Genomic DNA, 26,278 nt, shown 5'->3' with positions numbered 1-26,278 from the left:
GCTGTTCCTGGCAATGGTGCTTGCCTGTACCGAGGCGTAGTTAGCGATAACAACGAGGTCCGGCGACCGTCGTCGAAACTCCACCGGGCGTCGTTCGACCACGATTCGACGACTCACGTGCCGCTGCTCCGTCAGGCAGAGCGCACGCCGAAACCGGCGCCGTCGCCCAGGCACAGAGAGGCGCACGACCGCAGGGAACCGATGCCCGGTCCGGCGGTCGTGCACCTCCGTGCCCAGCGAAGGATCCGTCTCATCCGCTGCCGGCGAGCGCCTCCAGCGACGAGTCGATGTGGCCCGCCAGTTCGGCGGGTGACGGGTGCGCCCACACCTCGGCAGGGCTGACAGGGACGTCGAGGTCGTTGCGCAGCCTGCGGGTGAAGGCCACGGCGAGCAACGAGTCCAGGCCGAGGTCGGTGAACTTCGCATGTGTCGCCACTGCGGAGGGTTGTGTGCCGAGCAGCGCGGCGAGGACGTGCACCACGGCGTCCTGCGCCATGCGGGCCCGCGCCGGACCTGGCGGCACGGCGCGCAGGTCGAGGGTCCGCGTCACTTCGCGGTGGGAGGTGTCGCTCGTGCGCAGGTCGGCCAGCAGCGGGTTGTCCAGTGCGTGGGGGAAGGCGCGGAACAGCAGTTCGGGCTGGTAGTCGAGCACCCCGGTGTTGACCCGCTGGTGGCGCAGCAACGCGGTCAGCGCGGTGAACCCGGCCGCGGTGGAGAGGGTGTCGAAGCCGCGTGCGGCGAAGCCCGTCGCCCGGCCGGCCTCACCCCAGGCTCCCCAGTTCACCGACAGGGTGGGCAGCCCCAGGTCGTGCCGCCATCGGGCGAACGCGTCCACCCACGAGCCCGCCACCGCGTAGTTGGTCTGACCGGGATTGCCCAGCAGCGCCGACATGGACGAGAAGATCACGAGCCAGTCCAAGGCCAGGCCTTCGGTCGCGTCGTGCAGGTTCAGCAGGCCGGTGACCTTGGGATGCCACGCGCGCGCCAGGTGGTCCGCGGTCATGGCCTCCAGCGGGGCGTCGTCGAGCACCACGGCGGTGTGCAGCACGCCGCGCAGGTCCGGCCCCGCCGCCGCGACCAGGCGCCGGGCCGTCTCCGGATCGGCGATGTCGCCACGCACGACCTCCACCTCGCACCCGGTGGCCGCGACCGTGTCCAGCACGGCGGCGGCATCGGGGGCGAGGCCGCCGCGTCCACCGAGAACGACCCGGCCGGCACCGGACTCCGCCAGCCACCGGGCCGCCTCCAGCCCCAGGCCCCGCGTACCGCCCGTGATGACGTACGACGCCCCGTCGCGCACCACGTTCCTGAGGGCGGGTGCATGCACGCGCAGCCGTTGCCCGGCCTGGGGGAAGGTGAGGGTGACGCGGCCGATGAGGTCGCCGGAGGCCAGTTGCCTGAACGCCTCCGCGGCCTCGGTCAGGGGGACGACCGCGGTGGGCAGCAGGGGCAGCCGGCCGGCCGTGATCTCGTCGAGCACCCGCAGCATCGCCGCGCGGAACACGGCCGGTTGCTCGTTCGCGGTGAGCACCAGATCCAGGGCGATGTAGGTGTTGCCGTGCCGGAACTTGCCGAGGTCCACGCGCGCGCCGTCGTACAGGTCGCGCTTGCCGATCTCGACGAAGCGCCCGGCCGGGGCGAGCAGGTCCAGCGAGGCGCGCATGGCGGGTCCGGTCAGCGAGTTGAGGACGACGTCGGCACCGCGTCCACCGGTGGCTTCCCGCACCTGCCCGGCGAAGTCCAGGGTTCGTGAGTCGAACACGTGCTCCACGCCGTGCTCCCGCAGGTAGCGGCGCTTGGACTCGGTACCGGCGGTGGCGATGACCGTGGCGCCGAGCAGCCGGGCGACCTCGATCGCGGCGAGCCCGGTGCCTCCCGCGGCCGAGTGCACCAGCACGGTCTCGCCTGCACGCAGTCGTGCGAGGTCGTGCAGCGAATGCCAGGCGGTGAGGTAGGTCAGCACCGACGGGACGATGCCGACGGGGTCGAGGCCCTCGGGGATGCGCGCGGTCAGCGCGGCACTGGCCAGGCAGTAGGACGCCATCGAGCCGCTGCCGTCCGTGATCACGGTGGTGACCCGGTCACCGGGCTCGAGGTCCTCGACGCCGTCACCGACCGCCAGCACCACCCCGGCGGCGTCCGAGCCCAGTGCGGGCAGGCTGCCGTCGTCGGTCGGGTAGATGCCCAGCGCGATCAGCACGTCGCGGAAGTGCACGGTGCACGCGACCGGTCGCAGCAGCACCTGTCCGGGCCCCGGCGCCGGCAGCGGCTCGCCGGTCGCGACCAGGCTCAGCCTGTCCAGGCCCCCGTCCTGGTGCGGGCACAGGACGAACTCGTCCTCACCCGCGACCGCGTCGATCTCACGACCGGTCCGCGGTGGCCGCCCGGCCAGCGGTGCGCGCGTCAACCTCGCCACGGAGCGCTGCCCGGCTCGCCAGGCGACCTCGGTCTCGGCCGTTCCGGCCACCAGTTCGGCCACGACGTCGGCCAGGTCCTCCGCCGTGCCGGTGTCGCCGTCGACCCAGCTCACCTCCGACTCGGGCTGTTCCACGGCGGCCACGCGCAGCAGTCCGCGCAGCGCGCACACACCGGGGTCGGCCGGGTCGCCGTCGAGGACCGGTCGCGCGTTGCGGCTCACCAGCCACAGCCGGGGTGGCGAGTCGTGCCGTCCGTGCTCACGGACGAGGGCGGTCACCTTCGTCACGCGCTCCAGATCGTCGAGGGCACCCGTGGCGCACCACACGACCGCGGCGGCTTCGGGAACCGCGGACGTGTCGTGGTGGACCGCAGCGTGCAGCCCTGCCGCCGTCAGCGCGGTGACCATCCGCTCGGCGACGCCGTCGTGGTCGCCGGGTTCTCCGATCACCGCCCACACGCCGTCCGAGTGCGCCGGATGTCGTTCCGGCAGGGGGACAGGGCGCCAAGCGATCTCGAACAGCCTGGCGTTGAGCCGTGCGCTGTCGGCCGCGGCTCGGGTGTTGCGGACGAAGCCGACGTCCTCGAGCGCGCCCACCCACTCGCCCGCTTCGTCGTAGAGGTCGGCGCGGCCGGTCGCGGTGGTGTTGTCTCGCCGCACCTCGGCGCGTGCCCAGGCGATGCGGCCGGGCTGGGCGGGCAGCACGACCTCGCCGATGCCCGTGGGCAACCAGGGGCCGTCGCCGTCGTCGGCTTCCTCCCCGCGAACCAGGCACGCCGCCACCGCCAGCACACACCCGTCCATCAGCACGGGATGGACGCACGGGGCGCCGGTGCGGATCTCCGCGTCGGTGGGCACCTGCAGACGGACCACTCCGTCATCCGTCGTGGCGGTGATCGAGTGGAAGGCCGGACCGGTGTCCAGTCCGATCCGGCGGAACGCCGCGTAGAGGTGGTCCAGGTCAGCCGGGGCATCGGGAAGGGGCAGCGCGGGGCGGAGAGCGGCCGCCCCGTCGCCGCGGGTGGCCGTCGCGGCGGCGATCCGGTCCCATCCGCCGCCGGTGTGCTGGACGACCTCGACATCCACGCGGTGCCCGGTCCTGGTGGCCGCGACCTGCAGGGGCACGGAGGCGGTCAGCGGCAGCGCGCGCTCGAACCGCACGCCGGTCAGGCGGATCTCGTCGGTGCCGCAGCCCAGCAGGCCGGTGGCCGCGGCCAGGGCGAGTTCGACGTGGGCGGCGCCGGGCACGAGCGGGGTGCCGCGCAGGGTGTGCTGCGCCAGCCACTCGGCGCGATCCGTGCCGAGGTCCGCGTCCCACACGTGCCGGGTGCCGTCCTCGGCCTCGGGATCGGGTACGGCCGACCGCTCGCCCAGCCACATGTGCGACGCCGCACCGCGTGACCCGCGCACGGGTTCCTGCCAGTACCGGGAGCGGTCGAAAGCGGTGGGCGGCAACGGGATCCGCGCGCCACCGCCGTTGACGCCGACGAGATCTACCGGCACACCCGCCACGTGCAGCGCGGCGGCGGCGCGGACCATCGACTCGTGGCCGCCGCGATCCCGGTCGAGCGAGCCCACCGCCACCACCGGTGCTCCCAGCGCCGCGGCGTTCTCCTCCACGGCCTGGGTCAGCAGCGGGTGCGGCGAGAGTTCCAGGAACACCCGGTGCCCGTCCTCGACCAATGCCTTGCAGGCCAGGTCGAAGCGCACCGGGGCGCGCAGGTTCCGCGCCCAGTACGCGCTGTCGAAGACCACCGGCTCCCGCGGATCTCCCGCCGTGGAGTAGAACGGGACCGCCGCCGGTGTTCCCGGCAACCACGACGTCCGCTCGGCGATCTCGGTCAGGATCGGCTCGACCTGCGGGGAGTGCGCGGCCACCACGACGGCGACCTGCCTGCAGAACACACCGCCGTCCTGCCAGCGGCGCATCAGCCCGGCCACGGCAGGGCCGTCGCCCGCGATGACGGTGGACGCCGGGGCGGTCACCACCGCGACCGACACACCGGGGGTGCCGGCGATCTCGGCCTCGACGCGGTCGACGGGCAGCGAGACCACGGCCATGCAGCCACCGGCGACGCGCTGGAGCAGTGACGACCGCGCGATCGTGACGCGCATGCCCTCCTCGGGGGTCAGCATGCCCGCCGCCACCGCGGCGGCGGCTTCCCCCATCGAGTGGCCGACCACGGCGGCCGGGCGCAGGCCCCTGGCCCGCCACATCTCCGCCAGCGCCGTCTGGACGGCGAAGAGCACCGGCTGGACCACGTCCATCCGTTCCAGCGGTTCGCCGGCGGCCAGCAGCCGCCGCACGGGTACGCCCGCGGGCGCGGCGACGGCGTCAAGGAGGTCGATCGTGCGGGTGAAGGCGGGATCGGTGTCCAGCAGGTCGCGGGCCATGCCGGGCCACTGCGAGCCGTGCCCGGAGAACACCCACACCGGCATGCCGGGATCGGTCGTCGGTCCGGAAAGGACACCGGGGTGGTCCTGCCCGGCGGCTACCGCGCGCAGGGCGTCCACCAGACCGTCGCGGCCGGTCGCCACCACGCAGGCGCGGGTGGACAGATGGCTGCGGTGCGCGGCCAGGGTGTGCGCGACGTCGGCGGGGGAGTCGTGGGAGGCCTCCACGTGGTCGGCCAGGCGACCGGCCGTGGCCGCCAGCCCTCCCGGTGAGGCGGCCGAGAGCGCGTGGACCACGATCCTGTCCGGCCGGCCTCGCGAGGGCGGCTCGGGTGCGGGCGGCGCCTGCTCGACGATGGCGTGCGCGTTCGTGCCGGTGACGCCGAACGCCGATACCCCCGCGCGGCGAGGACGGCCGGGGCTGTCCCAGGCGGTGGTGGCGGTGGGCACGACGAAACGGGTGCCGTCCGCGTCGATCGAGGGGTTCCATCGCGTGAAGTGGAGGTTCGCCGGGATGGTGCCCCGCCGCACCGCCAGCGCGGCCTTGATGAGCCCGAGCACCCCTGCCGCGCTCTCCGGGTGGCCGATGTTGGTCTTCAGCGAGCCCAGCGCGCAGGGGCGGCCGGAGGTGCCGTAGGCGTCGGTCAGCGCGGCGAACTCGATCGGGTCGCCGACCGGCGTGCCGGTGCCGTGCGCCTCCACGTAGCCGATGTCGTCCGCGGTGACGCCCGCCGAGCGCATCGCCGCCCGGATGACGGCGTGCTGGGCGCCGCGTGACGGCTGGGTGATGCCCTGCACCCGCCCGGCGTGGTTGATCGCCGTCCCCGCGATCACCGCGAGCACGCGGTCCCCGTCGCGTTGCGCGTCGGCCAGCCGCTTCAACGCCACCATCCCGCAGCCCTCACCGCGCACGAAGCCGTCCGCACTCGCGTCGAACGCCGCGCACCGCCCGCGTGAGGACAGGGCGCCCGCGCGGGCGAAACCGACGAGCCCGCCCCATTCGAGCTGCACGGTCACACCGCCCGCCAGCGCGAGGTCGGCCTCCCCGTTGTGCAGCGAGCGGCAGGCCAGGTGCACGGCGATCAGGGACGAGGCGCACGCCCCGTCCACGGCGAGGGACGGCCCGTTGACGTCGAGGATGTAGGAGATCCGGCCGGGCGCGCCCGAGGGGATCGCCGAGATGCCGTGGTAGACGTTGAAGTCCGCCATCGTGAACCGCTTGGCGTAATCGGCGCCGGAGATGCCGATGAACATGCCGGTGCGCGACCCCGCCAGCGAGCGCGGCGGCACACCGGCGTCCTCCAACGCCTCCCAGGTCGCCTCCATCAGCAAGCGGTGCTGCGGGTCGACGCTGGCCGCCTCGCGGGCGGGCACGCCGAAGAAGCCGGGGTCGAACAGGTCGACGTCGTCGAGGAAGGAGCCGCTGCCCAGCGCTCCCGAGCCCGCGAGGTCGGCGGGGACCACGCGTTCGTCGTCGGACCACCGCCGGCCGGGGCCGGACCCGGCCACGACATCGCGCTGGTCCAGCAGCAGCTGCCACAGCTCTTCCGCCGACGTGACCCCGCCGGGGGTCCGGCACGCCGTTCCGATGATCGCCACCGGCGTCTGCCGGTCGTTGCCTGCGTCGTCCTCGTGCATGGTGAATCCTTCTGGTGTCTCGGTCCCCGGTCGGAGAACTTCGGAGGAGGACTCCCCGCGGTCAGGCGAAGAGGCCCGCCACCTTGAGAGCCGTGCGGGCGAGGGGCGTGCCGAGCAGCGCCGGGATCGTGGTGTCACCGCCGAGGTACGAGTCGACCCGTCGCCACACCGGCGGGAACGCGGTCAACGCGGTGTGGACCACACCGGGACGCTTGGTGAAGACGTTCATGACCTCGCGGGAGGCGCGCATCTCGACCTCCAGGGTGGAGCGCACCGCGCTGGTGTAGGTACCGAGCGCCCGCTCCGCGTCCGCCGGGCGCTCCGCCCGTGCGATCTCGGTGGCGGCCTTCCCCGCCCACGTGCCCGACCGCAACGCGAAGGAGATCCCTTCCCTGGACCACGGATCGCACAGCCCCGCGGCGTCGCCCGCCACGAGCGTGCGGCCCCGCCCCAGCGGTGAGTCAGGACGGCGGCACCTGGTCAGATGCCCCGTGTCGTGCAACGGCGTCAGGTGTGCCAAACCGTGGCGCTGCAGGAACTCCCGCAGGTAGGCCTTCGTGGCCTCGCCCCGCCCGCGCGTGGCGACGACGCCGGCCGTGCAGATGCCGCCCTTGGGGAAGACCCACCCGAACGAGCCTGGCAGCGGCCCCCACTCCATCAACATGCGGCCGCGCCACCTCGCCGCGTCGCCGGGGCCGACCGGGACCTCGACCTCCAGCGCCAGGTCCACCTGTTCGCAGCGGACACCGACTTGGCGGCCCACCCGTCCGGCGCTGCCGTCAGCGCCCACGACCGCCCGCGCGCGGATCCGTTCGCCGCCACCGATGCGGACGACGACCTCGCCGTTCCCGTCCTCCAGCGCCGACACGGAGGTCTGGTCGCGCACCACCGCACCGGCACGGCCGGCCGCCTCGGTGAGCGCGGCGTCCAGTTCGTCGCGGAACACCATCTTGCACCGCGCTCCCTCGGTGGAGGCGACGGTGCGTTCCCGACGTCCGTTCCAGCCGAACGTCACCGCGTCGATCTCGTCGCGGACCGCGACCGCGAGCCCGGCGGGCAGAAACGCCTGCGAACACCCGATCAACCCGCCCCCGCAGGTCTTGTACCGCGGTACGGCAGCGCGTTCGAGCAGCAGCACACGGCATCCCGCTTCCGCCGCCACTCTGGCGGCGGTGGCTCCGGCGGGGCCCGCCCCCACGACCACCACGTCCCACGGCTGCCCTTCGAACCGATCCGCTGACATCTGATCACCGTTCCTGAGTGGAGGGTCGAACGTGGAATGGTCAGGACGCGCCGGGTGCCGTGATCCGCACCGCACGGGCCTTGCGCACACGCGGCTGTGGAACGGTTCTCTCGCAGGACGCCGGACAGCCGGGCAGTTCGGAGCACAGCAGGATCGGGCCCGCCGTCGACTCGATCGCCAGCGTCCCGTCGGCGCGGGACGTCACGATGACCGACGCGGTCTGCGTGGCGGGTGACGTGATGTGGCCGGCGTGGTCCTTGGTGCGCCAATGGAACACGGTCACGCTCACGAGGCCGAACAGCAGGAGCCACAACAGGCCGAGCAGCGCGTGGCCGATCGCGCCGTCGTCGGTGAACCCGGCGACGGCCGCGGACTGCATCGATCCGTAGGTGGGCAGCAGCCGTACCGGGCCGAGGTCGGTGGAGGGGTTGATGATGGGGTTCTGCACCATGACGTCGATCAGGCTGACCATGATGATGACGAACATGCCCGCCAGTTCGCTCGACAGCGCCAGGCCCAGGACCATGCCCAGACCGCCGTACGTCAACGCGCTGGTGAACAGGCTGAACCCGACGAGCGCGGGCTGACGCGGTTCCCAGAACAGGTCCATGACGACCGCCGCGTAGACGGCGGCCGGCACCGAGGCGAGGACGAGGGCGACGAACTTGGCCGCCAGCATGCTCAGGCGCGGGTGTCCCGCGAGCACCAGCCGCTGGTCGAAGTCGCTGGAACGCCGCACGGACGCGAACTGCAGGAAGCCGATGATCAGGGTGACGGCGTTGATCACCGCCGAGATCATGGCCAGTTCGTTGGCGTCGACGCGCATCGCGTGGCCGAGCACGCGGGAGTGGAACTCGATGGTGTTGTTGGGGATGACGGTGTGGACCACACCGAGCCAGATCGGGATGAAGCACACCACCAGCCCGAGTGCGAGGTGGTTGCGGGCGTGCTGGGTGACCTCGAAGCCGATGGCCTTGAGCAGTTTGGCCCACCAGGTGGTGCGTCCGTCCAGGGACCGCTTCGCCGCGCGCAGGTCTGCCAGCACGGCGGTGGCCGGCTTCACGGCGCCACCTTCCGGCCGGCGGTGGCCTTCTCGGCGAAGACCTGCCCCTCCCGCAGCCGGTGCAGCCGGTCGAACCGCTTGATGTCGTGGGCGATGTGGGAGATCACCAGCACGGACTGGCCCCGGTCGCACAGTTCCCGGGTGATTGCCCAGAACGCGAGGTAGTTGTCCCAGTCGAAACCCTGGTAGGGCTCGTCCATGAGGACCACGCCGGGATCGTGCATGAGCGCGAGGACGAGGTTGAGCTTCTGCTTGGTGCCGCCGCTGAGCAGGCCGGCCTTGCGGCTCAGGTAGCGGGTCAGGTCCAGGCGCTCCACCAGTTCGTGGGCACGGGTGAGGGTGGTGAGCTGGTACGCGCTCTGGAAGTAGCGCAGGTGTTGTTGCACGGTCAGCTCGTTGTTGACGACGATGCGCTGCGGGCAGTAGCCGAGGCGACCCCTGTGCACGACGCTGCCGCGGTCGGCTCTGAGCTCACCGGACAACACCCGCAGCAGCGTCGTCTTGCCGGCGCCGTTCTCGCCGATGATCCCCATGATCTCTCCTGGTCGCAGGGAGAAGTCGACACCTCGTAGCACCTGGTGCGAGCCGAACGCCTTGTGCAGGCCCATGGCTTGCAGGGTGAAGTCCTCAGAGGACACCGCGCTCCCTTCGAAGTCGGCTCAACGCGTACGGGAGGTGGCGAACACCGCGAGCTCGGCCAGGCCCTGCTTCGCCGGTGCGGCGAAGGAAGCCGGCTTCAGCACCGACAGGGCTCGCTGTGCGCGATCAGCGATCAGCTTCTCCACGCGGGTGACGGCGCCCGTGTCGCGGACGACCTCGCGCAGCCGGTCCGCCTCCTGCTGGTCCAGGTCCGGTTTGCCGTGCAGGGCGGCGATGACCTCGCGTTGCGCTTCGGTGGCCTGCCTCCACGCGAGAATCATCAGGACGGTCTGCTTTCCCTCACGCAGGTCGTCCAGGTCCGGTTTTCCCGTCACGGCCGGGTCACCGAACACGCCCAGCAGGTCGTCTCGCAGCTGGAACGCTTCACCGACCGGGCGTCCATAAGCGCCGCACGCGGTGAGGACGTGTGCATCGGCGCCCGCCAGCACCGCGCCGATGCGCAGTGGTAACTCCACGGTGTAGCGGGCGGTTTTCAGGCGGATCACCCGCCATGCCCGCCGCAGGGGATCGACGGCGGACTCGGCCGCACCGAGCAGGTCGAGATACTGGCCGGCGATCAGCTCGACGTGCATGGTGCCGACGAGCTCACGCACGGCTCTCCTGCGTCCGGTCTCGGTGTCGAGCACGGACAGCAGCTCCTCCGACCACACCAGAGCCAGGTCTCCGAGGAGGATCGCCGCGCTGGTCCCGAACCGCTCGGCGGCCTGCCGGCCGCCAGGGCCGTGGAAACCCGCGGCCAGCGACCGGTGCACCGTCGGTTTGCCCCGCCGCAGGCCGGACGCGTCCATGATGTCGTCGTGCACCAAGGCGAAGGTGTGGAACAACTCCAGCGCCGCTCCCACGACAACGGGCTGGTCGCCGTCGGGGTCGCCCCCACCGGCCAGCCAGCCGAAGTGGCAGAACAACGGCCGGAGGCGCTTGCCGCCCTCCAGGAACTCGCCCAGCACCGCCACCAGAGGCGGCAGGCACGCGTCCGGAGCGGAGCCGCGCTTGCCGGCCAGGAAAGCGGTCAGGGCCGAGTCCACCTGTTCACGCACTCGAGCCGTGCTCGGACGCCCTGAGTCCGCCGCGGAAAGCGCGGACAGGGCAAGGAGATCACTGGTCATCATTTCTCCGTGGGTGCTGGAGCGTGAGCCGAGTGCGGAGGACGCCGCAGGAAGTGGGACGGGAATCGCTCTACCGTCGCGGCTTTCCGAAATTAACACCGGATGCCGGTGAATGGCGAGCCGGAGTCGGGAAGAGACCGCGAGATCACTCTTTCCGGTGTCGACACCAGTTCAAACCCGTGTGCGCGGTACCGCTCGTGCCGCGCTGAACACTCGGATGTGTGGGGATCGGACTATCCGCAGCCGACTTACCCTGCTGTGCGCGAAAATCACACCTCCATCGAGTGCATATCCGTCCCCTCTTTGGCATGAAACCGCGAACACCACTTGAATCGATCTGCGAACTGCGGCAACTTCGCTCGCATCCGGTGAAACAGAACGCCGTGAATCATGATTCTTTTCGCTGGGCACCATTCTTCAAGGAGACCCAGGATGACCTCCCTCGACCACCCCGTCGAGCACCGGCTCTTCTTCTGCCCCCAGGCCTCGGCCATCCATCCGCACGCCGCGGAAGCGGAACGTGACGCCATAGCGTGGATGGACCACATAGGACTGTGGGCGGACGACAGGCAACGCCGGCGGCTCATCGGTACCAACAGCGCCGAGTTCTTCTCCCGCTTCGCTCCAAACGCGGACGACGACGGTCTGCAGGTCGCCGTGAGATGGGTCTACTGGGGTTTCCTCTTCGACGACCTGCGCTGCGACGCCGGCGAGTTCAGCACCAGGCCCCACGAGTTCCTGCGCATGGCGGGCGAAACCCAGCGCGCGCTGGAGACGCCGTGGCACGCGGTGGTCGGCGACCCGCTCGTCCTGGCGTTCCAGGACATCGCCCGCAGCATGCGCGAACGCGCCACACCGGTACAGGCACAGAGGTTCGTGCGCGCGCACCGGTCGTGGCTCTACGCGGTCGCCTGGCAGACCGCCAACCGCGCGCAGGGCCGTATGCCCGGGCTCGACGAGTACACCATCATGCGCAGCAACGCAGCGGGAGGAGAACCGACGATAGCGCTGCTGGAGATCGCCAACGGCGCCGAGATCCCCGGCGCGGAGATGGACTCGCCACCGATCCGCGCCCTGACCGAGATGACGATCCTGATCGCCTCCTGGGACAACGATCTGCACTCCCACGTCAAGGAGAGGCGGGAGAGCGAGGCGGAGCAGAACATCGTCAACGTGCTGATGCACCAGTACGGGGTCGGCGAGAGCACGGCGGTCGACCAGGCCCGCGCACTGCGGGACCGCGTCATGGCTCGATTCCTGCGGCTGCGCGACACCGTCCTCACCCGCCCGTGCAGCCCCGCGCTGCGGGAGTACCTCGCCTGCCTGGGGCACGCCATCCGCGGCAACATCGACTGGGCGTTGAACGTTCCCCGCTACACCGCCGCGGACGGCTCGCGGCCGGCCGTTCCCCTGCCCCGCGCCGAAGCCGCCTGGACATCCGATCCGTGCGACATCACGGAAGAACCGCTGCCCATTCCCGCCATCACCTGGTGGTGGGACGAACTGTGAACGACACCGACCTGAGGGAGATCGTCATGAACCGCTTGCTGTCCGTACTCGCCGCCACCGCCATCGCCGTTCCGTCCGTGCTCGTGGCCGCCGCACCGGCAGACGCCCGGCCAACGACCGGATCCGCGGTTGTCGCCGAGTCGGACTGTGGTGCCGACGAGGGTGCTTGGAAGCGCTATCGCCGTTTCAGCAACATGATGCTGTGCGAAGCCGTGGGCGCCGCGGGAATTCTGATGGGCCGGTGGACCGACTGGCGCTGTGACGACCAGAACGTCCTGTGGGTCAGCGGTGCCGAAGAGCCTCTTGGCGGATGACCACGTTCCCGATCACCAAAGGGGATCGCGGCTGACCGCACCGCGGATTGCCCGTGCGCCAGAAGTGCCTGGCGTGCGGGGGAGTGCGCCGAGTTGATCGTCGACTGTGGACCGCGGCCTGCCGGTGGATCATTTGTCCTGGTCACGCCCGATCCGCGGTCCCGTTGGTAACAGGTCGATAACCAGACCCATCCGTTCCCCGAGGGGTGGCGAATCACCGATGCAACCTCCCCGTTCACCCCTTGGAGAAATCCGTCATGAAGAAGACCGTCCGCAGCACCGCTCTGGCCGCCGGCGCCATCTCGCTCGCCCTGTTCGGAGCTGCTTGCGGCTCGGGCGACATGGCCGGCAGCGGCACTTCCGCCGCCGCGCCCACCACGACCACCACCCAGTCCTCGGCTGCGATGGCCGACCCGGCCAAGGACCTCGTCGGCCCCGGCTGTGCCGACTACGCGAAGCAGGTTCCGTCCGGTGCCGGCTCGGTGTCGGGCATGGCCGCCGACCCGGTCGCCGTGGCGGCGAGCAACAACCCGCTGCTCACGACGCTGGTGAGTGCGGTGTCGGGCAAGCTGAACCCGAAGGTGAACCTGGTCTCGACGCTGAACGGCGCCGAGTTCACGGTGTTCGCGCCGGTCGACTCGGCGTTCGCGAAGATCGACGCGGCGACGATCGAGAAGCTCAAGACCGACGACGCGCTGCTGACCAAGATCCTCACGTACCACGTCGTGCCCGGCCAGATCTCGCCCGACAAGATCGCCGGTGACCAGAAGACCGTGCAGACCGGCACCGTGAAGGTCACCGGTTCGGGCAACGCGATCAAGGTCAACGACGCCAACGTCATCTGTGGTGGCGTGAAGACCGCCAACGCCACCGTGTACCTCATCGACTCGGTTCTGCTGCCTGCCTGACATCTCCAGGGCAGCAGTACCGCGACTCCGGGAACCGCGCTGTGTAGGCGGTTCCCGGAGTTTCCACGTCTGCCGGCCAGGTCAGCCGATGGGCCGCCGCGCGTCGAAGCCGGCCGGTGACCGGACTGCCTCAGGCCGCGGGTTGCACTCCCATGTCCTCCATGGCCGAGCGCAGCGCCTTGAGTCCGAAGTGGACTCTGCTGCGCAGCGTCGCCTGGGGCACGTCCGGTTCGGTGGCCACATCGCGATACGACCTGCCACGCAGGTGGGTCTCCACGACCGCGGCGCCGCTGCTCCGCGTTGATCCGCAGCAGTCCCAGCTGCACCAGCCGATGGTCGATCGTGGTGTTCACGAAGTCCTTGCTCACCTCGCCGGCTTCGGCAGCGTCCACCTGTGCGGCGGTGATCCGCTTGTCGTGGCGCAGGCCTGACGGACGCGGAAAGGCCGCCCCGGAGCGCGGTCGGGGCGGCCTGCCGAACATCAGGTCAGAGGCTCAGGTCGAGGTCGTTCAGCACGCCGCCGACGTTGACGTCGCCGAGCTCGCCGGAGATGTCCCCGATCTTGCCGATGTCGCCGACGTGGCCGACACCGGTCACGTCACCGACGTTGCCCACGTGGGACACGACGTCGCCGACGTTGCCGACCTCGTGCAGCGACAGGTCGTTGCCGGTCACGTTGCCGATGGCGGAGGTGACGTCGCCGCTGAGCACGTCGTTCACGCCCAGGTCGCCGGTGTGCGCGGTGCTGGTGAGGTCGCCGACGACGTCGGAGACGTGCGTGGTGCCGAGCACGTCGGTGCCGTTGCTGATGTCCCCGACGGTGTCGGTCACCTCAAGGTCGGTGACGGTCTTGGTGACGTCGGTGATCTCGGTGGTCCCGACGACGTCCAGGGCGCTGGACGGGTCGCTGAGCACGTCGAAGCCGTTGTCGACCCCATGCACGGCGGCGGTCAGGCCCGAGACGGCGCCGAGGACCGTGTTGTCGTCCAGCTGCTGGCCGGCGGTGTTCTGCAGCGTGCTCATCAGGTCGAGCTGCTGGTCCAGGTCCAGGCCGGAGATCGTCGACCCGAAGTCGCCCACGCCGGTGGCCGGGGCGAAGTCGAGCACCAGCGGCAGCAGCTCCTGGATGTCGGACGGCTGCACGTCACCGAGCCCGGCCGCGTCGAGCGAGCCCTGCGGGTCGAGCTGGAAGGCCGACCGGGCGTCGGGGTCGCTGAGCAGGTTGAGGGTGAAGTCGTGCAGCGTCTGCGGCAGGTCCACGTCGAACTCCAGGTGCGTCGTTGTGCTGGTGCCACGGAACGTTACGAAGGATCCCTGGTTCACCGCATCGGGTGACGTCCATGGTTCTGTTCGGTGGGGACTGGTCGGGGGTTGGCGATACCGCGAGTAGGGGAATAGGGGTCTCTCCCGATCTTTGTGTCGTGACCAAACCTGAACGGGTGATGCACCGAACGACAGAGGTAGCAGTCGGTCACCAGGAGGTTCACGCGCTCATGTCCTCGATGTCGGACACGCCCTTGTTGCTCGACAGCGGGACCACCCGAACGCTCGAACGCGCGCGCACCGCCGACCACGTCGTGCTGACCGGACCGGCCGGTTGCGGCAAGTCCACGCTGCTGCGCACCTTCGACCAGGCGATCGTCGTCGACGACGGGCACGCGCTCGGCGATGACGAGGCCGGCCGCCTGCTCGACGAGGTCAACGCCGGCGGCCGGCTCGTCGTGGCCCACCGCCTGTGGCCCGAGAACCGCGCGCTCACGGGCCTCGTCAACGCACTGCCCGGCTCCGTGGTCCGCGTGCGACTCAGGCCCCTGTCCCGTGAGCACGTCCGGTCCCTCGCGGCGGACGTCCTGGGCGCCGAGGTGAGCGAGGAGCGCGCGGACCGCCTGCACGAGCGCACCGGCGGCACGCCCGAGTTCGTGCTGGACGAGCTCTCCGCGGATCCGCGTACCGCGTTCGCCCGCCACTTCGACGGCCTGTCCGTCGCCGCGGCCGATCTGCTGCTGGCCCGCGCTCTCGGCGCCCCCTTCGACGCCGGCCTGCTCGCGACGGTGCTGGCACTGGACCTGCACACGGTGTCGGAGTCCATCGAGGCGCTCCGATCGGCGGGCCTGCTGCAGATGGACGGAGCGCCGCTGCCCGCCGCCGCCGACGCGATCGAGGTGCTCGCGCCGGTGGAACAACGCGCCGCCCTGCTTCGCAAACTCGCCCTCACCCAGTTCGAACGTGCGCGACCGGTGTCGGCCTACGCGCGGTCGTTGCTGGAGCTCGGTGTGCTGGATCCCGACCTCGTGGACGTGTTCACCTCCGCGGGCCATGAGGTGATCACCGACGACCCGGCCCTGGCGGCACGGTTGTTCACCGCCGCCGATACCGGGCCTTCCGCGCACCTGGCGCGGGCCCGCGCTCTGAGCGGTGACCTCGACGGCGCGGTGGACGTGGTGGACCTCGAACACGCCGACGCGGACGCGTTGCTGGTCACCGCGACCGTGCTGACGCTGCGCGGGCAGGTCGGGCGTGGGGCGGAGCTGCTCCAGCGCTCGGACAACGGACTCGCGCTCGGCTTCGCCGTCACCGGCCTCCTCGGCGCCGGTCGGCTCGGTGAAGCCCGCACGGTCCAGCTCGGCGCGCGTTCGCAGCCCGCCAGATCGCTGACCGACACCCTCGGGCACCGCCTGGCCGACGTGCTCCTCGAGACGGTCACCGGGACGCCGATGGCCGCCGTCGCCGCCGCCGTGGCCACGGCCGGGGTCAACCAGGCCGGCTCCCGCACCTCCGTGCAGCCGGACAGCCCCACCGCGCTCGCCGCGCTGATCTGCCTCCACGCGGGCGAGCTGACCGTGGCGAGGTCGTTGCTCGGCAAGGCCGTGCGGGGCGATGGCGGCAGGGGACTGCACGCGGACAGGCACCAGTTGCTGCTCGCCTGCGCGGAACTCTTCGGCGGCGACGTCGAAGCAGCCCGGCGGCTGGTGCGCCCGGATGCGCCCAGGGAGCCGCGGGAGGCCTTGTTCGCGGCGGCGCTGGGCCTCGGGACCACCCGCCGTGCCGGTGATCTGCACGCCCTGCGGTCGGCATGGGAACCGGCCCAGCAGGCCCTCGTCGTGCATCCCGTCGATCTCTACACCCTGATCCCGTTGACCGAGATCGCCGTCGCCGCGGCCAGGATCGGCCAGTTCCACCGCATCGAGACGCACCTGGACGAGGCCTGGGCGCTGCTCGACGACCTCGGCAACCCTCCACTGTGGTCAGTCCTGCCGCGCTGGCACACCTTCCACGCCGCACTGCTCATCGGCGACCACACCGCGGCGGACGAACACCTGGCAGCGTTGGAAGAAGCGGCGGACGCGCTGCCGTTCGCCCGTGCTCTGGCCGCCGCCGCGCAGTGCTGGAGCCTGGCCGGCCGCGGCGACGTGGACCACGGGCGGGTCGAGTCGGCCGCGCAGGAACTGTACGCCCACGGCATGCGCGTGGACGCGGCAAGGCTTGCCGGGCACGCCGCCATGCACACCACCGACCGCAAGGCGATGACCCAGCTGCTCGACATCGCCCGCCAGTTCCACGGCTCGACCAGCGGGCAGGGCGGCACCGGTGCCGAGGTCCTGAGCGACCGCGAGCAGGAGGTGGCCGCGCTGGTGCGGGACGGGCTCACCTACCGCGAGGTCGGCGACGCGCTGTTCATCTCGGCCAAGACCGTCGAACACCACGTCACCCGCATCCGCAACAAGCTCGGAGCGAAGAACCGCCGGGAGCTCGAACGGGCGCTGGAGGACGTCGACCTGATGACTGCTCCGTTCGAGAAGTCCCTACCGCCTGCGTAACGACCCGGTCGCTCACGGAGACATCAGCCTTGGTGTCCGCGCGAGGTGAGGGTGTGTGCAGATGAAGATCGATCTGTTCAACGAGATCCAGAACCCCGGCCCTGCTCCCGAGCAGTTCCGCTTCCGCCAGGCCCTCGACCAGGCCCGCCTCGCCGACGAGCTCGGCTACGGCTGCTGGTGGCAGGTCGAGCACCACGGCGCGGGCGAGTTCAGCCTGTCGTCCGCGCCCGAGCTGATGCTCGCCGCCCTGTCCCAGCAGACCTCCCGCATCCGCCTCGGCCACGCCGCCGTGCTCGCACCCGGCCGGTTCAACCACCCGATCCGCGTCGCCGAACGCGCCGCCACCCTCGACCACCTCAGCGGCGGCCGCGTCGAGCTCGGTCTCACCCGCTCCACCATCCCCGAGTGGAACCTCTTCGGCATCGAGCCCGCCGACGCACGCGCCCAGACGGCCGAGGCGTTCGAGATGGTGCCGAAGATGTGGACCACCGACCGCTTCTCCCACAGCGGCGAGCACTACGACGTCTCCGACGTCTCGATCATCCCCAAGCCGCTGCAGACCCCGCACCCGCCGCTGTGGCAGGCCGCCGCCTCCCCGACGTCCTTCGAGGAGGCCGGCCGCCGTGGCGTCGGCGTGCTCGGCACCACGATCTGGGAGTCCATCGACCGGGTCGCCCGCATGATCGACCTCTACCGCGCGGCCGCCGCGCAGTGCACCTCGCCGGTCGGCTCCTTCGTCAACAACCAGGTCGCCTACTTCACCTTCGTGCACTGCGCCGAAACCGACGAACAGGCCATGCGCAACGGGGCAGCGGCCGCCGCGGCCTGGTACACGGTGACGGCGTTGCGCTTCTTCAACGCCGCCGCCGAGTTCGCCGCGACCATGCAACGCCACCAGGACATCCTCGCGGCCGGTGGCAGCGGCCTCACCGGCGAGTTCCTGCGCGCCGAGGTGGACGCCGCCCCCACCGAGGCGCAGCTCGTGATCGGCCGGATCATCCAGGGCGAGGACGTGCCCGAGGACGAGGTGTTCGAGGTGCTGTCGGCGCAGCAGTCGCTGATCGTCGGCAGCCCGGACACGTGCCGCAAGAAGCTGCGCGCCTACGCGGACCTCGGGATCGACCGGTTGATGTGCCTGCAGCAGATCGGGCCGATCGGGGCGGACGAGGTGATGACGAGCATCAGGCTGATCGGGGAGCTGATCCCGGAGTTCGACCGGTCCTGACCCGGCCGGGGGAGCTCAGCCGGGCACCTCGTCCAGGTACGCCCTGGCCTGCAACGTGAACAGCTCGGCATACCCGGCCCTGGCCGCCATCAGCTCCTCGTGCGTCCCGTACTCGGCGACCTTTCCGTGCTCCAGCAACAGGATCCGCTCCGCCTGCCGCACGGTCGAGAACCGGTGCGAGATGTACAGCGTCGTCCGGCCCTCCGACAGCTCCCGCAGTCGCGAGAACAGGTCGTGCTCGGCCCGCGCGTCGAGCGCGGAGGTCGGCTCGTCGAGCACCAGGATCGGCGCCTCCCGCTGGAACGCCCTGGCCAGCGCGATCTTCTGCCACTCGCCGCCGGACAGGCTGACACCCTGGTCGAACCAGCGGCCGAGCGGGCTGTCGTAACCGCGCGGGAGGCGCTCGATCCGCTCGTCCGCGCCGGCGCGGCGGGCCGAGCCCTCGATGTGCGGCCGGTCCTCGAGTCGCGTCAGGTCGCCGAGGCCGATGTTCTCCGCGGCCGTGCCCTGGTACGTCACATAGTCCTGGAACATCGCGCTGATCCGCGTGCGCAGCTCGACGGGGTCGTACTCGCGGATGTCGACGCCGTCGAGCAGGACGGCGCCGCCGGTCGGGTCGTAGAGCCGGCAGAGCAGCTTGAACAACGTCGACCTGCCCGCGCCGTTGCGGCCCACCACCGCCACCGTCTCGCCGGGACGGATCTCGAAGCTGACCTCGTCCAGCGCGGGCTCGTCGGCGCCGGGGTAGCTGAAGGTCACCGAGTCGAACTCGATGTGACCCTCCACTGTGGACGGCATCGGTCGTGGCGACGCGGGTGCCGTGATCTCCGGCTTCGTGTCCAGGAACCGGTACAGCGTGTCGAGGTAGAGGTTGTTCTCGTACATTCCCGAGAACGCCGTGAACAACCCGGACACCGACGTCTGCACGGACGCCGCCGCGGCCGTGTACAGCGCCAGGTCTCCCAGCGTGAGCCGGCCGCCGACCGCTTCCAGTGCGATGTACAACGTGATCGCCGAACCCGCGAGCGTGCTCAGCAACCCCCAGGACGTCGAGCTGACGTTGCGGTTGATCGTCAGCTTCCGCTGGCGTTCGTAGGAGACGCCGCCGAGCCGGCGGAACCGGTCGACGAAGTACGGGCCGAGCCCGAACAGCTTCGTCTCCTTGGCGTAGGTGTCCGTCGTGACCAAAGAGGACAGATAGTCCATCCGCCGCTTGATCGGCGACATCACGAAGGTCAGCCAGAACGCGCGCGAGCCGTACTTCGACTGCGAGATGAACGCCGGGATCGGCGCCACCAGCGCGACCAGGGCCAGCAGGGGGCTGATCGAGACGAGCAGCGCGACCATGCTGCCGAACGTGATCAGCGTCCGCAGGAGCCCCAGCGCGGAGTTCATCATCGACAGCGGCCGCGTCGGCGCTTCCTGCGCGGCCTGACGCAGCATGTCGTAGGACGTCGAGCCCTCGAAGTACGCGAGGTGCAGGTCGCTGGCGTGCGCCATCACCCGGTGGCGGATGGTCAGCGTCATGCGTTCCTGCAGCAGCGACTGCGCGATCGACGTCAGCGCGCTGCTGATCGCGGCCGCGGCGAGCACGCCGAACTGGAGCAACGCGACCTTCGCGATGTCACCCGTGGTGCCGGTGTGCTGGATCGCCGCGACGACGGAGTCCAGCAGCAGCTTCGCGATGTACGCGGTCGCGGTCGGCAGGAGCCCCGACAGGATCGTGATCAGCACCAGCAGGACGGTCAGGACCGGGCTGGCCTGCCACGTCAGCCTCGCGACCTTCGGCAGACCGCGGACCGTGCCCACCACGGACGTCCTCGTGCGCTGCAGCCGGGAGCGCAGGTCCTTCGGTTCGTCCTCCTGCTTCGGTTCGGGAATGTCGACCGGTCCGGTGAGCCCGCTGTCCGGCACCGTCGTGGCGCGCCGCCGCCGGCCGCGCCGGCCCAGCGCGAACTCCATGCCGCCACCGACGCCCGGGATCATCCAGCCTCCACGGCGCCATGCAGGAAGAAGTCGACCACCTGGCGCGTGGTGGGCGCGTCGACGTCCGTCGCCAGCCGGCGGCCGCCGAACAGCAGGGTCAGGAAGAGGGCGGCGAGCTGCTCGGGAGGCAGCCGCAACCGGTCCTTTTCAGGGGTGAACAGCTCGACCATCGCCCCTCGGATGGCGGCCATCGACTCGCGGCGCCCGCCCTTCCAGGTGCCGCTCTGACCCTTGAGCCGCTGTTCGGGGTCGCGCCGCTTGATGTCGCGGTGCTTGATTTGGCTGGACGCGTGCAACGCGCTCATCAGCGCGCCCATCCGCTCGAGGTGCGCGCCGAGCGCTTCGGCCGCTTCGACGAGCCGGTTCTCCAGGGGCTGGTCGACGGGGATCTCGGCGATCGCGTCGAGCACGTGGTCGGGCCTGAGCGCCTCGGCCGTGCAGGCGTCGAACAGCTCGTCCTTGTCCTTGAACGCGCGGAAGATGGTGCCCTCGCCGATGCCGGCCGCGCGGGCGATCTGGCTGCTCGTCACATTCGCGCCGTGCTCCATCAGGAGCGGCAGCACCGCGTGCACGATCATGGCGCGCCGGTCCTCGGCGCTCATGCTCGGCGCTCTTCGCCGGGCTTCGGATGCCGGTGTCATGCGCCCGTGGTGCGGAGTGAGTGCTCACTCCGTCAAATGAGTTCGGCGTCCGTGTTCCCCGAGGTGAGCGTCGCGAGCGTGATCCGCCGCGCCGCGCGGACGGTGGCGGGGAGAGCGGCCGGATCCCGGCTGATGCGCTCGCATCCCGCGCGCATGGCACCGGACAGCAGTTCGACGGTGAGCCGCACGTCGTCGACACCGCGGAACTCGTCCCCGGCGACGCCGTCCCGCACGACCTTCTCCACCTCGGCGACGAGCGAGGTGAACGGGTTGTCCTGTCCGTCCGGCAGGTCGGTGACCAGCGAGCTGGAGTTCGGGAGGAACATCAGCCGCATCGCGTGGTTCGTCGACCCGGTCAGGATCACCTCGACGATCTCCCGCACCCTCGCCGCCGCCGGCTCCGGCGACCGCGCGATCGCGGCCACCCGCTCGGCCAGCGGACGGCTCGCCCGGCGGGCGAGTTCCAGCACCAGCGTCTTCTTGTCGGCGGCGTAGTTGTAGAGGGTGTTGCGTGCGAGACCGGCCTCGGTCGCGATGTGGCCCATGGTGATCGAGTCGTAGTCGCGTTCGAGCAGCAGCCGCCGCATCGCCTCGGTGAGGTCGGCCCACACCATCTCGTGGTGTTCCTCGATGGTGGCGGCTCGGATCCGCGGCATCGTGCGGTTCTCCTCAGTTCGCGGCGGTGGCGAGGTCGGGCTGGTTCTCCTGGTGGATCGCGGTCAGCTTGACCCGGGTGAGGCGCCAGCCGTCCGGCGTGCGGACCGCCTCGTTGTCGTAGAAGCCGACGACCAGCCAGCGGTCGGCGTCCGGCAGCCAGTGTTCCGCGCGGACGTGAGCGTGGATCTTCGCGGTGTCGCCGTCGATCTCGACGACGTGACCGGTGATGGCGTGGTGGGTCGCCTTGAACGGCGCGAAGCTCGCGCGGAGGACCTCGACGTAGTGGGTCAGCGGGATCGTCATCTCCGGCATGCCCGTCACGGACCCGAAGTCCAGCGTGAGCGCGTCGGTGAAGACCCGGCCGGGCAGGGTCGTGAACTCCTTCAGGTCCGCGATGTCGGCGTAGTGGCTGAGCAGTTCGATGAGTTCGGCGCGATCGTCGAGCGTGGTCATGAGCCCTCCAGGTTTTGCGACAACCTGTCGTGAACATTACGACAGGTTGTCGCAAAACGGCAACTGGCTGGTCAGCCGCTCGGGTCCGAAGTCACCGGCCGAACGCCGAGTCGACCGCCTTGGTCAACTCACCGACGGTCTCGACCAGCGGTGCGACGGGCCGGACCATGATGGTGATCCGTTCGAGGGCCCGCGCGACCACACCTCGATCGGGCTCGGCCGAATCCAGTTCGTCCCGCAGTTCCTCAGCGGCCTCGCCGACCGCGTCGGGGAGCTCCGCGCGGTGACGTTCCAGCAACGTCCTCAGCTCGGTCACCAGCTCGCCGGTCGCCGGTGAGGCGGTGAACCGAAGGCCGTGGCTGATCGCGCGGGCGTGCGGGCCGACCGCCTGGTTGCCGACGTTGCTGACCCCGCCGGACTGCTGGATGCCGTAGTTCGGTGAGCTTTCCGGCATGGGACTTCCTTCTGTCACGTCGGTTTCCCGGTGGCGGGTTCGGGGGTGGCGAAGTGCGCGGTCGCGGTGGCCTCACTGCCGACCGCCTGGTTGCCCACGTTGCTGATGCCGCCGGTCTGGATGACGCCCTGGTTGAGGATCGTCATCTGGCGGTTGCGGAACTCGGTGGTGTCCACGCCGCGCTCGTCGAGGAAGTCCAGCAGCGCGGCCAGCACGTGGCGTTCGATCAGCTTGAGGTGCTTCGCGGCGTCGGTCTTCTGGAAGTAGTTGTGGTAGTTGGCATCCGTGGCCTCCTCCCGGACGCTGAAGCGGGCGCCGTAGCTGTAGCCGAGGTCCTGCAGGGCGATCGCCCGTTCCACGGTGCGGTGTCGTTGCCAGCGCCAGGGGAAGGTCACGTCGCGCACCACGCGGAGAGGAGCGCGCGGCACCGCGCTGGCCAACCCGCTCGCCGCCCTGGTCAGCATGCGTCCGATCGCGCCCGCGGTGAGCACCGGGCTGATCCGGTCCACGTCGTGGTACTGCTGCCACAGCGGGCCCAGCACGGTCCGGTCGCACTGCAGGTAGAGGAGCCGCCCGTCGGTGGAGAAGTGCAGGAACGTGCTCGCGACCACCTCGCTGCCCCACGACGGGACCTGCGCGCACAGGTAGTGCCTCGCCGAGCCGTGGGGGCGCGCGGCGAGCCGGGCCAGGTCCTCGCCCGGCAGTTGTTGCTGTGGCGCCTGGTCGCGCTCGGGCAGGAGAGCCGGGTGCATGGTGAGCGCGTTGCCGCTGACGAAGGCCCGCTCGGTGAGCAGCAGTCCGGGCAGTTCGTCGGGCTCCACACCGATGCCCGCCAGCCGGTCCCGCACGTGGGCGACCAGTTCGACCGCGTCGAGCGGCACCACGTTCTCGGTGCCGGCATCGGAATCGGGTCGTAGCGACGGCAGGGCGAACGACCACGTCGACACGAGCGGGCCGTGGCCGGCGAACGGGGCGAAACCGTCGTAGACCGTCACGTTGCCGCGTTCGGCCTCGTCGATCGCCTCGAGCCGGTCCGACAACCAGGCCTGCCCGGCCGGCAGAGCAGGCGCGTCCTCCGGGCGGAACGCGGCGCGGGTGAGTTCGCTCAGCAGCGTCCGGCGGGTCTGCCACTCGCTCCACACCACCAGCGCGTACATCACCAGGCCGGTCAGCACCGCGAGCCAGGGCAGGCCGACCAGCCAGTCGTCGACCGGAGGCTCCGGTCGCGGACGGCTCCGCGTCGGTGCCGGGGCGGTGCCGAGCGCGGACACGATGGACACGCTCACGAACACCAGGACGGCCAGCGAGATGAGCGCGAACACGGCGTCGCGCAGCCTGCGGGACTCCCCGGCGCGCCGGGCGAGGCCACCGGCGACGGGCAGGACCATCAGCAACGCCAGAACCGTCCACAGTGGAGAGAGCACGAGCGCGAGTGCCGTCGCCCCGAGCAGACACCAGTCCCGCACCCGGCGTTGCCGGATTCCGGCCAGCGCGTGCAGCAGCACCGGGCGCAGCGAGAACCCGACCGAGGGCGCCACCGCGTGCAGGTCCTCGGTCACCAGAGCCTTGGTCATCCGCTCGGCGAAGCCCTCGTCGGTCCTGGCCGCGACACACAGGTAACGAGTCGTGTCGTCGGGGGAGAACGCGGTCGGCCGGCTCATCGATTCTCCTTCACCACAACGACTTCGGTGCTTCGGCACGGCGTTCACGGTTCACCGGTCCGCGGCGCTGCAAGGCCACGACGGCACCGAGCACCGAGCCGAACAGGACGCCGAACATCGCCGACGAGCTGAGCCGGCTCAGGAAGAAATCCTCGAACTGGCCGGGGATGAGGTAGGGAAGAGACGCCCCCGGATCGAGCAGAGCCACCATCACCACCCCGGAAGCCAGCCCGGCGACCACCGCGCTGAGGGCCGTCAGTCCCACGGTGGCGACGAACAGGCCCGCGGTCTCACTGACCCAGCGCGACACCCTGGACAGGCCCGCGACGGCCAGCAGCACGAACAACACCGTCCGCAGGTTCGCGAACCAGAACAGGAACGGGCCGGCGCGATCGACGTCCACGTGCCAGCTCGGATAGGACAACACCACGTCGACGACGCGAGCCGCCGAACCGGAACTGGACAGCGCGACGGCGAGTTCCGTGTTCACCCACGGGTTGCCGACGAGCAGGACGAAGCCGGCCAGCACGGCGACGCCGGGCGAGAACCAGCGGTGTGGGTGAGGTTCCCCCTGTCCGGTCACACCCGCAAACCTAGATCCCTTACCAGTCGCGTGGCGACGGCCGATCGGCCTATGAGCGAGGAAAGCCGGTGGCGGAAAGGGGATCTGCGAGCGCGTCCTGCCCCTTACCGTGGAGGGGGAGGGCGCCGCCGCCCGCCGTACAGCGCGGCCGCCAGTACGACCAGCAGCATCTCGATCACCCGAACCGACAGCAACGAGGTTTCCACCGTGATCTCCATCGAGGTTCCTTTCGCCCGTTCCTCGTGGTCTCACGATGGGCCGTGAGGTCGCGCGCGTCATCCTCCTGTTCAGGAGCACCCCGGGACGTTGCCCGTGGCAGGGCCCCGTGCTGAGATGAGGTGGTCACCAGGAGGTCCTGTGCGCTTCAACGACGAAGTCGACTGGCCGGAAGTGTTCGGGGAGTACATCTCCCGCCCCAGCCTCGCCGATCCCCGCAACCCGCGCCGGTCGGCCTACGTCAAGACGATGATGTTGCTCGAGGGCGGGCTCAAGGAGATCGACGACCAGCTGTCCGGCCGCAACTCGCGCAGCCGCGACGAACTGGCGGGCGCACGGCTGACGCGGAAGATCGTGGTACGCCGCGCCGGCGGAATCGCCGCTGAGCCGCCCGACGTCGTCCGTGTCGGCGAGGGCGCGTTCCGCGATCGGTGGCCAGGGTCCGGTGGCATGGCGAACTTCTTCATGTGCCTCGTCAAGTACACGTGCACCGCACCGCGCTGGAGCAACTTCCTCGACTACGGTCCGCGCCGCGCACTCGCCGAACTGCCCAGGGTGCGTGCGGGCGAGCTGGACCTGACCGACCTCATCGCGAAGATCGCCACCCACGACCTGCGGATGCGCAGCAGGCTCGCCAGGTACTGGCTGTTCCAGCTCTCGCTGACGATCGACGCCAAATGGCAGTCCGTTGCCACGAATGCCTACCGCGAGATGCTGGAGGCGTACTCGACGCGCTGGGTGCCGGTGTACGAGGAGGGCCTGCGGCTGCTGGACGTGCGGTTCCGCCCCGGCATCACAGCGCGGAGGCTCAGCCTGATGGTGTCCGCGCAGACGTCGGGTTTCGCCCAGCAGGTCGCCGGTGCCGGCGACGACACGAGGGAGAACCGGGATCTCTTCGTGGCGTCGGTGCAGGCGCTCATCCTCGCCGCGCTCGATCCCGGGGACGGGCACGGCGTCGCGGAAGCGCTGCGCCGGCGCCTCTGACGCCGGAAGTCCACAAGGGACTTTCCCGGCGGGACAGCGGGTGATCCGCGACGCGCGCCGGGGTACGAGGTGTACCCTCGGGGAGACCGGGACTGGATTCGTCAGTTGCCCCGGACCCCAGGCGCCGTGCGACAGCTCCAGCACTGCTTGCCGTGAGCACGCACACGACGCGAAGAAAGTCGGAAATCATGCAGCCAGAAGACGGGCTCTTCAGCCACCCGGACGTCGACCTCCCGGACACGACACCCGGTTCGTCGCCCGCCGAGGACCAGCGGTCCTACACCGGCCTGTTCCGTGAACCGGCCGACACGCCGCAGAACACCGCCGGGACGGCCTGAGTCCCAGCCCG

The 26,278-nt window shown here is 70.7% G+C and carries 21 protein-coding genes; 8 read left to right on the top strand and 13 right to left on the bottom strand.

All coding sequences use genetic code 11. The features are described from left to right. Positions 1-250: 250 nt before the first annotated feature. The 5 genes from BLR21_RS05910 to BLR21_RS05890 all read right to left on the bottom strand — a co-directional run bounded on the left by BLR21_RS05910 (position 251) and on the right by BLR21_RS05890 (position 10,520). Complete coding sequence (locus BLR21_RS05910) at positions 251-6,448, bottom strand: type I polyketide synthase (protein ID WP_090004682.1); 6,198 nt, start codon at positions 6,446-6,448, stop codon at positions 251-253. Between the two features lie 61 nt (positions 6,449-6,509). After that, positions 6,510-7,691 carry a geranylgeranyl reductase family protein gene (locus BLR21_RS05905; RefSeq protein WP_090004681.1) on the bottom strand — a complete coding sequence of 394 codons (1,182 nt, stop codon included), beginning with the start codon at positions 7,689-7,691 and terminating at the stop codon, positions 6,510-6,512. A 40-nt stretch (positions 7,692-7,731) separates the two neighbouring features. Further along, complete coding sequence (locus tag BLR21_RS05900; RefSeq protein ID WP_090004680.1) at positions 7,732-8,754, bottom strand: hypothetical protein; 1,023 nt, start codon at positions 8,752-8,754, stop codon at positions 7,732-7,734. Next, on the bottom strand, positions 8,751-9,392 hold the full coding sequence (locus tag BLR21_RS05895; RefSeq protein ID WP_256334495.1) for an ABC transporter ATP-binding protein: 642 nt from the start codon (positions 9,390-9,392) through the stop codon (positions 8,751-8,753). Before BLR21_RS05895 ends, BLR21_RS05900 begins: the two co-directional genes overlap by 4 nt. A gap of 21 nt (positions 9,393-9,413) precedes the next feature. Then, a complete protein-coding gene (locus BLR21_RS05890; protein ID WP_218130766.1) occupies positions 9,414-10,520 on the bottom strand; it encodes a polyprenyl synthetase family protein in 1,107 nt (368 codons plus the stop codon). Between the two features lie 432 nt (positions 10,521-10,952). On the opposite strand from BLR21_RS05890, the gene BLR21_RS05885 reads away from it, so the two are divergent. From BLR21_RS05885 to BLR21_RS05870, 4 genes are all read left to right on the top strand, one after another. Next, the gene (locus tag BLR21_RS05885) at positions 10,953-12,029 is read left to right on the top strand and encodes a terpene synthase family protein (protein WP_090004678.1); all 1,077 of its coding nucleotides are present in this window, start codon (positions 10,953-10,955) and stop codon (positions 12,027-12,029) included. A 26-nt stretch (positions 12,030-12,055) separates the two neighbouring features. After that, positions 12,056-12,343, top strand: coding sequence for a hypothetical protein (locus BLR21_RS05880; RefSeq protein WP_143027623.1), 288 nt, complete (start codon positions 12,056-12,058; stop codon positions 12,341-12,343). A 257-nt stretch (positions 12,344-12,600) separates the two neighbouring features. Further along, positions 12,601-13,251: a fasciclin domain-containing protein gene (locus BLR21_RS05875; protein WP_090004676.1), complete on the top strand. Its 651-nt coding sequence runs from the start codon at positions 12,601-12,603 to the stop codon at positions 13,249-13,251. A 161-nt stretch (positions 13,252-13,412) separates the two neighbouring features. Then, positions 13,413-13,682, top strand: a complete 270-nt coding sequence (locus BLR21_RS05870) for a hypothetical protein (RefSeq protein ID WP_143027622.1) — start codon at positions 13,413-13,415, stop codon at positions 13,680-13,682. Between the two features lie 55 nt (positions 13,683-13,737). Here BLR21_RS05870 and BLR21_RS05865 read toward each other — a convergent pair whose 3' ends face one another. Further along, the gene (locus BLR21_RS05865) at positions 13,738-14,511 is read right to left on the bottom strand and encodes an IniB N-terminal domain-containing protein (protein ID WP_143027621.1); all 774 of its coding nucleotides are present in this window, start codon (positions 14,509-14,511) and stop codon (positions 13,738-13,740) included. Between the two features lie 233 nt (positions 14,512-14,744). Between BLR21_RS05865 and BLR21_RS05860 the strand changes: the two genes are divergently transcribed. Both BLR21_RS05860 and BLR21_RS05855 read left to right on the top strand, forming a co-directional pair. Next, a complete protein-coding gene (locus BLR21_RS05860; RefSeq protein ID WP_143027620.1) occupies positions 14,745-17,069 on the top strand; it encodes a LuxR C-terminal-related transcriptional regulator in 2,325 nt (774 codons plus the stop codon). A 61-nt stretch (positions 17,070-17,130) separates the two neighbouring features. Beyond that, positions 17,131-18,294, top strand: a complete 1,164-nt coding sequence (locus BLR21_RS05855; protein ID WP_090005056.1) for an LLM class flavin-dependent oxidoreductase — start codon at positions 17,131-17,133, stop codon at positions 18,292-18,294. A 15-nt stretch (positions 18,295-18,309) separates the two neighbouring features. Here BLR21_RS05855 and BLR21_RS05850 read toward each other — a convergent pair whose 3' ends face one another. The 7 genes from BLR21_RS05850 to BLR21_RS05820 form a co-directional block, all read right to left on the bottom strand. Further along, positions 18,310-20,256, bottom strand: a complete 1,947-nt coding sequence (locus BLR21_RS05850; RefSeq protein ID WP_090005054.1) for an ABC transporter ATP-binding protein — start codon at positions 20,254-20,256, stop codon at positions 18,310-18,312. A gap of 20 nt (positions 20,257-20,276) precedes the next feature. Continuing rightward, on the bottom strand, positions 20,277-20,882 hold the full coding sequence (locus BLR21_RS05845) for a TetR/AcrR family transcriptional regulator (RefSeq protein WP_090004672.1): 606 nt from the start codon (positions 20,880-20,882) through the stop codon (positions 20,277-20,279). Between the two features lie 71 nt (positions 20,883-20,953). Continuing rightward, entirely contained in the window at positions 20,954-21,577 is a 624-nt protein-coding gene (locus tag BLR21_RS05840) for a TetR/AcrR family transcriptional regulator (protein ID WP_090004671.1), read from the bottom strand. Positions 21,578-21,590: 13 nt separating this feature from the next. Continuing rightward, the gene (locus tag BLR21_RS05835) at positions 21,591-22,031 is read right to left on the bottom strand and encodes a nuclear transport factor 2 family protein (protein WP_090004670.1); all 441 of its coding nucleotides are present in this window, start codon (positions 22,029-22,031) and stop codon (positions 21,591-21,593) included. A gap of 91 nt (positions 22,032-22,122) precedes the next feature. Next, on the bottom strand, positions 22,123-22,485 hold the full coding sequence (locus tag BLR21_RS05830; RefSeq protein WP_090004669.1) for a DUF5955 family protein: 363 nt from the start codon (positions 22,483-22,485) through the stop codon (positions 22,123-22,125). A gap of 14 nt (positions 22,486-22,499) precedes the next feature. Beyond that, positions 22,500-24,146 (bottom strand): serine/threonine-protein kinase, encoded by a 1,647-nt coding sequence (locus BLR21_RS05825; protein WP_090004668.1) that lies wholly within the window; start codon positions 24,144-24,146, stop codon positions 22,500-22,502. Positions 24,147-24,156: 10 nt separating this feature from the next. Beyond that, positions 24,157-24,729: a hypothetical protein gene (locus BLR21_RS05820; protein WP_090004667.1), complete on the bottom strand. Its 573-nt coding sequence runs from the start codon at positions 24,727-24,729 to the stop codon at positions 24,157-24,159. Positions 24,730-25,086: 357 nt separating this feature from the next. Here BLR21_RS05820 and BLR21_RS05815 point away from each other — a divergent pair, with 357 nt between their 5' ends. Both BLR21_RS05815 and BLR21_RS42305 read left to right on the top strand, forming a co-directional pair. Beyond that, the gene (locus BLR21_RS05815; RefSeq protein WP_030475047.1) at positions 25,087-25,929 is read left to right on the top strand and encodes a hypothetical protein; all 843 of its coding nucleotides are present in this window, start codon (positions 25,087-25,089) and stop codon (positions 25,927-25,929) included. A gap of 188 nt (positions 25,930-26,117) precedes the next feature. Further along, on the top strand, positions 26,118-26,267 hold the full coding sequence (locus BLR21_RS42305; protein WP_176929499.1) for a hypothetical protein: 150 nt from the start codon (positions 26,118-26,120) through the stop codon (positions 26,265-26,267). Positions 26,268-26,278: the final 11 nt, after the last annotated feature.

The organism is Lentzea albidocapillata subsp. violacea, from assembly GCF_900100275.1.
Classification (GTDB): Bacteria; Actinomycetota; Actinomycetes; order Mycobacteriales; family Pseudonocardiaceae; genus Lentzea; species Lentzea violacea.
Note: the sequence above shows the minus strand (reverse complement) of the source record. Positions and strands in the feature narration are given on the sequence as shown.